This is a genomic window from Pseudomonas sp. GW456-12-10-14-LB2, from assembly GCF_002884345.1.
Taxonomy (GTDB): Bacteria; Pseudomonadota; Gammaproteobacteria; order Pseudomonadales; family Pseudomonadaceae; genus Aquipseudomonas; species Aquipseudomonas paraglycinae.
This window is the reverse complement of sequence record NZ_POHV01000190.1, coordinates 1-265: the sequence shown is the minus strand read 5'-3', so window position 1 is coordinate 265 and position 265 is coordinate 1. Positions and strand designations below refer to the sequence as shown.

Annotated in this window: 1 protein-coding gene; it reads left to right on the top strand. The window is 65.7% G+C overall.

Annotated elements, in window-relative coordinates:
- Nucleotides 1–265 (top strand): hypothetical protein (locus tag C1X29_RS29990; protein ID WP_158247915.1); only part of this gene is annotated, 265 nt, incomplete at both ends.

Genomic DNA, 265 nt, shown 5'->3' with positions numbered 1-265 from the left:
GGGCAAGCTGCCGCGCGGCCACTATGCCTGGGTCGATCATGCCGATCCCGATCCGCAAGCCTTCATGGATCGGCGTGACCTGCTCTCCTATCACCAGGCCTTCATCGACCTGATCGACCGGCCGCGCGTGTTCGACCTCATCCTCGACCTGATGGGCCCCTACATCCAGTTCTCGATGAGCCAGGCGATCGTGCGCGCCTCGACCGACACCTTTCCCGGCTACACTCATACCGACGGCGGCGAGGCCCAGCGCGCGATCCGCGTC